The organism is Cellulomonas biazotea (assembly GCF_004306155.1).
In the GTDB taxonomy this organism is placed as follows: Bacteria; Actinomycetota; Actinomycetes; order Actinomycetales; family Cellulomonadaceae; genus Cellulomonas; species Cellulomonas biazotea.
On the sequence record NZ_BIMR01000362.1, the window covers coordinates 1 to 6,458 of the forward strand.

Consider the following 6,458-nt stretch of genomic DNA (forward strand, 5'->3'; position numbering starts at 1 on the left):
GCGCACGCGGGTGGCCTCCTCCTGCGCGACGCGGGCGGCCTCGCGGGCACCCGCGGCGTAGCCGGTCGCGAAGCCCTCGGCCCGGGCGGCGTCGGACGCGCCACGGTCGAGGACCGCGGGCGCGGCGAGCGGGGACGGGCGGAACGCCAGGACCTCGCCGGACACCGTGGGGGCGGAGGCGGCGAGAGCGGCGGCGGCGGCAGCGGGTGCGGACGTGGCGGTCACGACGGGCTCGGCGGCGGGTGCACCGGCGGGAGCACCGGCCGACGTGCCGGCCGACGTGCCGGTCGACGCGGTCGCGGGTGCCGGGACGGACCCGGCGGCGGCGGACGCGCCGGGACGCGTGACGGCACCGCCGACCACGCTCGTCGCGAGGACGAGCGCGTCGGCCGCCGACGCGGGGCGCTGCGCGGGGACGAAGCCGAGGTCAGGCAACGAGCTCGTCCTCCCCGTCGCGGCGGATCACGATCTGCCCGCTCTCCTCGAGTCGGCGGATGACCTGCACGATCGCGGCGCGGGCGTCCTCGACGAGCGACAGCCGGACGGGGCCGAGCAGCTCGATCTCCTCGACGAGGTTCTCCCGGGCGCGCTCGGACAGGTTCCGCATGACGGTGTCGCGGACGCCGTCGCCGACGCCCTTGAGCGCGACGGACAGCTGCGCGGTCTCGACCTGCCGCAGGACGAGCTGCATGGCGCGGTCCTCGAGCAGCGTGATGTCCGCGAAGACGAACATGCGGCTGCGGACCTCCTCGGCGAGCTCCTCGTCGCGGCTCGCGAGCCCCTCGAGGATGACCTTCTCCGTGGACGGGTCGGCGCGGTTGATGATCTCGACGAGCGGCTGCACGCCGCCGACGGCGGCCAGGTCGCTGGCCGCGAGGACGGTCGACGCCTTGCGCTGGAGGGTCTCGGCGATGACCTGCACGACGTCCGGCGAGGCGCGCTCCATGAGCGCGATGCGGTGGGCGACCTCGGCCTGCAGCTCGGCGTCGAGCCCGGCGAGGATCGCGCCGGCGTGGTCGGGGCGCAGGTGCGCGAGGACGAGCGCGATGGCCTGCGGGTGCTCGCCGGACAGCAGCGAGACGACCTGGCGGGCGTCGGCGTGCTGCAGGAACTCGAACGGCTGGCCCTGCAGGGTCGTCTGGAGGCGCTCCATGACCTCTCCGGCCCGGTCGGCGCCGAGCGACGCGACGAGCAGGTGCTGCGCGAGGCCCATGCCCCCGCCGACGCCGGGACCGACGACGGACACGGCGTGGAACTCCTCGAGCACCTCGTCGGCGAGGCGCTGGTCGACGCGCTCGAGCCGCAGGATCTCCGCGGTGAGCTCCTCGATCTCGGCGACGTCGAGCTGCGCCATGACGCGCGCGGCGCGGTCGCGACCGAGCTGGAGCAGGAGCATGGCGGCCTTCTGGGCGCCGGTGAGCGCGGCCATCAGCGCCGCCCGGCGGGCGTGGCGCTCGTCCCGAGCCAGCCGCGCAGGAGGTCCGCGACCTCGGCGGGCTGGTCGTCGGCGAGGGCGGTGATCTCGGCGCGCTTGCGGGCCACGGGGTCGGGCTCGCCGGGCAGCGGGCCCGGGGGCAGCTCGGGCAGGGCGTCCTCGGGGATGCCCTCGAGCGCGAGGCGCTGCTCGTCGGTGAGGACGGGCTGGAGCTGGCCGAGGTCGATCTGGGTGCGGCGCGCCTTGCGGGAGCGGCGGGTCATGCCGATCGCGAGGGCGAGCAGCAGGACCAGGACGAGCCCGCCGATGGCGGCCTGCCGGATGAGCGAGCTCTGCTCGGCGGCCTTCGCCGCCTCGTCGGCGGCGGCGAGCGCCTCGTCGGCGGCCTGCGCCTGCGTCGTGTCGAACGGCACGGCCTGCACGGCGATGGTGTCGCCGCGCTCGACGTCGATGCCCGCGGCGGCGGCGATGGTCTCGCGCAGCCCCACCATGTCGATCGGCGCGGCGGCCGTCTCGTCGAGGACGACGGCGACGGACTGCCGCTCGATGGCGCCGGGGCCCTGCGTCGTGGTCTCGGTCCGCTTGTTGACGGCGTTGGTGACGTCCTCGGTGCTCGACTCGTACGAGCCGCTCCCGTCGGTCCCGTCGCCGTTCGGCACCTGGATGTTGTCCGGGCCGAGCACGCCCGCGGCGCCGGACGCGGCACCGCCGGTGTACTGCTCGGTCGTCGTGGACGACGCGAGCGGCGGGGTGTCGGGCGTCGCGGTGAACTCCTCGACGGTCGAGTCGGTCTGGCTCTGGTCGACCTCGGCGGTGACGGTGACGGCCGACTTGCCGGGGCCGACGACGCGGTCGAGGAGCGCCTGGACGGACGCGGCGACGCGCGCCTCGTAGTCGCTGGCCTGCTGCCCGGCGGCGCCGCCGGTCGTGCCGGTGCCGACCGCGGACAGGACCTTGCCGGTCGCGTCGACGACGGCGACGTCGGTCGGCTTCATGCCGTCGATGCCGGCGGACACGAGGTGCACGACGGCCTGGATCTGGTCGGCCGACAGGCTCGTGCCGGGGCGGGTCCGCACGAAGACGGACGCCGTCGGGTCGGCCTTCTCGGACACGAAGACGCTGTCCTCGGGCAGGGCGAGCTTGACCGAGGCGGACTCGACGCCGTCGAGCGCGCCGATGGTGCGGGCGAGCTCGCCCTCCAGCGCGCGCTGGTACGTGGTCTGCTGCTGGAACTCGCTCGACGTCATCGGCATGGAGTCGAGCAGCGAGTAGCCGCCGCCGTCGGCGTTGGACGGCAGGCCGGCCGCGGCGAGCTTGATCCGCTGGTCGTACAGCGAGGACTCGGGCACGAGCACCGTCGCGCCGCCGTCGACGAGCTGGTACGGCACGCCGGCGGCGGTGAGCTCGTCGACGACCGCGCTCGCGTCGGCGCCGGACAGGCCGGAGAACAGGGGGCTCATCGTGGGCTTCGACAGCCAGCTCGACAGCGCGACCGCGCCGAGCACGAGGACCGCGATGCCGATGAGGCCGAGCGTGCGCTGCGCGATCGAGAACTGCTTGACCGTCCCGGTGAGCCGGTCGACCGCGGCCTGGACCTGTGCGGGCATCAGGCCTGCATCCTCATGATCTCGGTGAACGCCTCGACGGCCTTGTTGCGCACGGCGGCCGTGAGCTCGAGGGCCGTGGACGCCTGGGCGGACGCGATCGTGTAGTCGTGCACGTCGTCGAGGTCACCGGTGACGGCGCGCAGCGCCAGGTCGGTGGACGTCGACTGGAGCTGCTGCAGGCTGTCGATGCTGCCGAGCACGGACGCGAACTGCGCACCGGACGCGGGGTCGGCGACCTCGGTCGGGCGCACGGCGCCCAGGGCGCCGGAGGGCAGCACCCCGCTCACGGGGGTCACGGCGAAGGTCATCAGGAGCGTCCGATCTGGAGGGCGGCCTGGTACGTCTCACGGGCCCGGTCGACCACCGCGGCGTTCGCCTGGTAGCCGCGCTGGGCCATGATCAGCTGGGTCATCTGGCTGGACATGTCGATGTCGGGGTACCGCACGTAGCCCTCGTCGTCGGCGAGCGGGTTCTCGGGCTCGTACACGAGCCGGCCCTCGGCGCTGCCCTCGACGATGCCCGCGACCTGCACGCCCTGGTTCTCCCCGGCGCTCTCGGCGGCGACGACGTACTTCGCGCGGAACGCCTCCTCGGAGGTCGCACGCACGGTGCTGACGTTCGCGAGGTTGTCGCTGACCGCGTCGAGCCACTTGCGGTGGACGGTGAGCCCGGTGGAGGCGATCCCGATCGCTCCGAAGATCGTCATCAGCTGGTCCTCATGGCGGTGCGGACGGACGAGAACGTGCCCGAGACCGCCTGGGTCGCGAGCTGGTAGCGCAGGTTGGTGTCGACGTTGAGCAGCGTCTCCGCGTCGAGGTTGACGTTGTTGCCGTCCTCGCGCGTCGGCTCCAGCGACCGGGAGGTGCGGGCCTCGACCGCGCCGCTGCCGCCCGCGACGGCGCGGGCCAGCTCGTCCTCGAACTGGACGCGGCGCGCGTGGAAGCCGGGGGTCTGGAGGTTCGCGACGTTGTCGGCGATCGCACGCTGGCGCAGCGCGAGGCCGTCGAGCGCGCTGTTGAGCGCGACGAAGCCCACGGAGTCGAACATGCCCATGCCCGGGTACACCTCTCCCCTGAAGGGTGGGGCGGCCGATCCGTGGCCTGCTGCGCGAGCGATCCGTGCTCCCCCCTCCCATCGGAGGGGGCGGCCGCCGCGTGAGAGGTTTCACGCGAGAAGTTGTGCGACCTCAGGCCTGCTGGTCGACATAGACGGGCAGGTCGGGCGAGGGGGGACGCAACGCCTCGGTCGCCGCGAGGTGCCGACGGCTGCGCACGAGCGCCTGGGCGGTGCGGCGGGCCACGTCGACCTGCCGGTCGAGCAGCGCCTGGCCGCGGACCTGCAGCGACGCGGGCAGCGGTCCGAGCGCGGACGGCGGCTGCCAGACGGCGGCACGCGCGACCTCGGCGACGGGCGCCAGGTGGGCGGTGCGGAGCAGCTCCTCGGCGGCGGCGACGTCGACCTCGAGGTCGTCGAGCGCACGCACCCAGGCGTCGTGGAACGCGGCCGGTCCGGCCGGGGCACCGGCGTCGACGCCGGCCACGGCGGGCATGTCAGCCGACGCCGAGCAGGCCGACCGCGGTCGCGGTCTCCAGCGCGGGCGCGTCCGCCGGGGTCGGGATCGGGACCTGCGCGAGCGAGCGCGCCGCCTCGTGCCAGGCCTCGGCGAGCGGCTCGACGAGCGACCGGCAGGCGCGGGTGCGCTCCACGTCGCCGCGCGAGCCCGCGCTGATGAGCTCGCCGAGCAGGTAGCGGTAGATCGCCATGAGCTGCGGACCGCCGGACCAGGCCTGCTCGTCGAGGCTGACGATGAGCTCGGCGACGATCTCCTGCGCGTGCTGCAGGTGGCCGCGACCGGTGACGACGTCGCCCGCCTCGAACGACTCGACCGCGCGGTCGACGTCGAGCAGCATGCGGTCGTAGAGCATGGTGAGCAGACGTGCGGGGCCGACGGTGGCGACGGCGTCGGCCACGTACCGCGATCGGATGTCAGGCATCTTCGACTACCTTCCGGTGGGCGTCAGGAGCTCGACGACGCGGACAGCGACGAGAGCTGGCCGGCGAGCCAGCTCGACTGCGAGTTCAGGTTGGAGAGCGTGACCTCGAGCGCCGCGTAGGTGCGCTCGAGGTTCTCCCGGCGGACCGAGAGGCGCCGGTCCCAGGCCTCGATCTGCGTCCCGAGGTCCTTGACCGCGGTCTGCTGGCCGGTGATCTTCTTCGTGAGGGTGCCCTCGACCGAGTCGGAGGCCCCCTTCGCGACGTCGGCGACGCGCTGCGCGATGCCCGAGACGACCTTCTCGACCTGCGCCGGGTCGGCGGCGAGCGCGGCGGTGAACTTCTCCTGGTCGAGCGCGAACGACCCGTCGGACTTCATCGTGATGCCCACGCTCGCAGGCGAGACGCCGTCGACCGGGTACAGCGCGGCGGTCTGGAGCTGCTGCTGCAGGCCGCGGACCGTCGAGTCGCCGGAGAACAGGCCGCCGGTGACGACGGACCCGCCGTCGGCGGCGGTCGTGGTCGTGGTGCTGGTGCGCGAGGAGATGTCCGAGAACACGACGCCGAGGGCGCCGACGAGGCCGGACGCGAGCGAGGTGAGCGCGGCGGTGTCGCTCGTGACGGACAGCGTCACGGGGTCGGTCTCGACCTTCGACACGGTGATCGCGGTGCCCTCGAGCACCTCGGAGAACGTGTTGCTCGACGACGTGACCTTCTGCGCGGCCGCGGTGCCGGCCCACAGCGTGATCTCGGCGTCGCTCGCGGCACGCGTGGGGGTGAGCCCGACGGCGGTGGCGGTGCCACCCTCGACCTGCGCCTTGGTGCCGGCGTAGAGCTCGAACGCGTGCGCCTGCCCGCTCTCCTTGCCGGTGAGCTGCAGGCGGGTCGTGCCGTTGGCCGTGACGACGACGGCGTTGACGCCGGCGCCCGACGCGGAGATCGCCCGGGCGGTCGCGGCGGCGTCGGCGCCGATCGCGACCTCGGTGAGCTTCCCGTCGGGGGCCTTGAACGTCAGCGTGCCCGACGCGGGCAGCGAGGCGTAGTCCGGGCTGAGCGCGACCTGGCTGGCGGCGAGCTTGCCGACCGTGAAGGACAGCTCGGTGGGCGTGCTGCCGGTCGAGGTGGTCGCGGTGACGGACGCGGCGGACGCGGTGGCCTTCGTGGCGGTCCACGAGGTCGCGGTCGCGGCCTTGGTCGCGGCGTCGGCGAGCGAGGCGACCTTGGTGTTGAGCGACTGGAGCGCGGTGACGAGGTTGGTCGTCGCCGTCTGCTTGGTCTTGAGCAGCGCCTGCGGTGCGGCCTCGACCTGCATGAGCTGGTTGATGAGGTCCGAGGTCTTCAGGCCGGAGACCAGGCCGTCGATGCCCAGGGTCGCCATGCGCGCTCGCTCCGCTCGTCGTCGGGCCGCTGCGGGCCCGGCCAGG

At 74.0% G+C, this 6,458-nt stretch carries 8 protein-coding genes and 1 pseudogene; all 9 read right to left on the reverse strand.

The window, feature by feature from the left end; all coding sequences use genetic code 11:
- Positions 1 to 435, reverse strand: a pseudogene (locus CBZ_RS18620) (hypothetical protein); the annotation flags it as partial.
- A complete protein-coding gene (fliG, locus tag CBZ_RS18625) occupies positions 428 to 1,429 on the reverse strand; it encodes a flagellar motor switch protein FliG (protein ID WP_174768698.1) in 1,002 nt (333 codons plus the stop codon). The pseudogene CBZ_RS18620 and the gene fliG, both read right to left, overlap by 8 nt.
- On the reverse strand, positions 1,429 to 3,042 hold the full coding sequence (fliF, locus tag CBZ_RS18630; RefSeq protein ID WP_130782957.1) for a flagellar basal-body MS-ring/collar protein FliF: 1,614 nt from the start codon (positions 3,040 to 3,042) through the stop codon (positions 1,429 to 1,431). Before fliF ends, fliG begins: the two co-directional genes overlap by 1 nt.
- Positions 3,042 to 3,350 carry a flagellar hook-basal body complex protein FliE gene (gene fliE, locus CBZ_RS18635; protein WP_130782958.1) on the reverse strand — a complete coding sequence of 103 codons (309 nt, stop codon included), beginning with the start codon at positions 3,348 to 3,350 and terminating at the stop codon, positions 3,042 to 3,044. Before fliE ends, fliF begins: the two co-directional genes overlap by 1 nt.
- A complete protein-coding gene (flgC, locus tag CBZ_RS18640) occupies positions 3,350 to 3,748 on the reverse strand; it encodes a flagellar basal body rod protein FlgC (protein ID WP_130782959.1) in 399 nt (132 codons plus the stop codon). Before flgC ends, fliE begins: the two co-directional genes overlap by 1 nt.
- A complete protein-coding gene (locus CBZ_RS18645; RefSeq protein WP_130782963.1) occupies positions 3,748 to 4,089 on the reverse strand; it encodes a flagellar basal body rod protein FlgB in 342 nt (113 codons plus the stop codon). The genes flgC and CBZ_RS18645 overlap by 1 nt, the downstream gene beginning before the upstream one ends.
- Positions 4,090 to 4,228: 139 nt before the next feature.
- On the reverse strand, positions 4,229 to 4,591 hold the full coding sequence (locus CBZ_RS18650; protein ID WP_130782960.1) for a hypothetical protein: 363 nt from the start codon (positions 4,589 to 4,591) through the stop codon (positions 4,229 to 4,231).
- Between the two features lies 1 nt (position 4,592).
- Positions 4,593 to 5,036, reverse strand: coding sequence for a flagellar export chaperone FliS (locus tag CBZ_RS18655; RefSeq protein WP_130782961.1), 444 nt, complete (start codon positions 5,034 to 5,036; stop codon positions 4,593 to 4,595).
- 23 nt (positions 5,037 to 5,059) lie between these two features.
- On the reverse strand, positions 5,060 to 6,458 hold a 1,399-nt coding region (fliD, locus tag CBZ_RS18660; RefSeq protein WP_307720766.1), incomplete at its 5' end, for a flagellar filament capping protein FliD.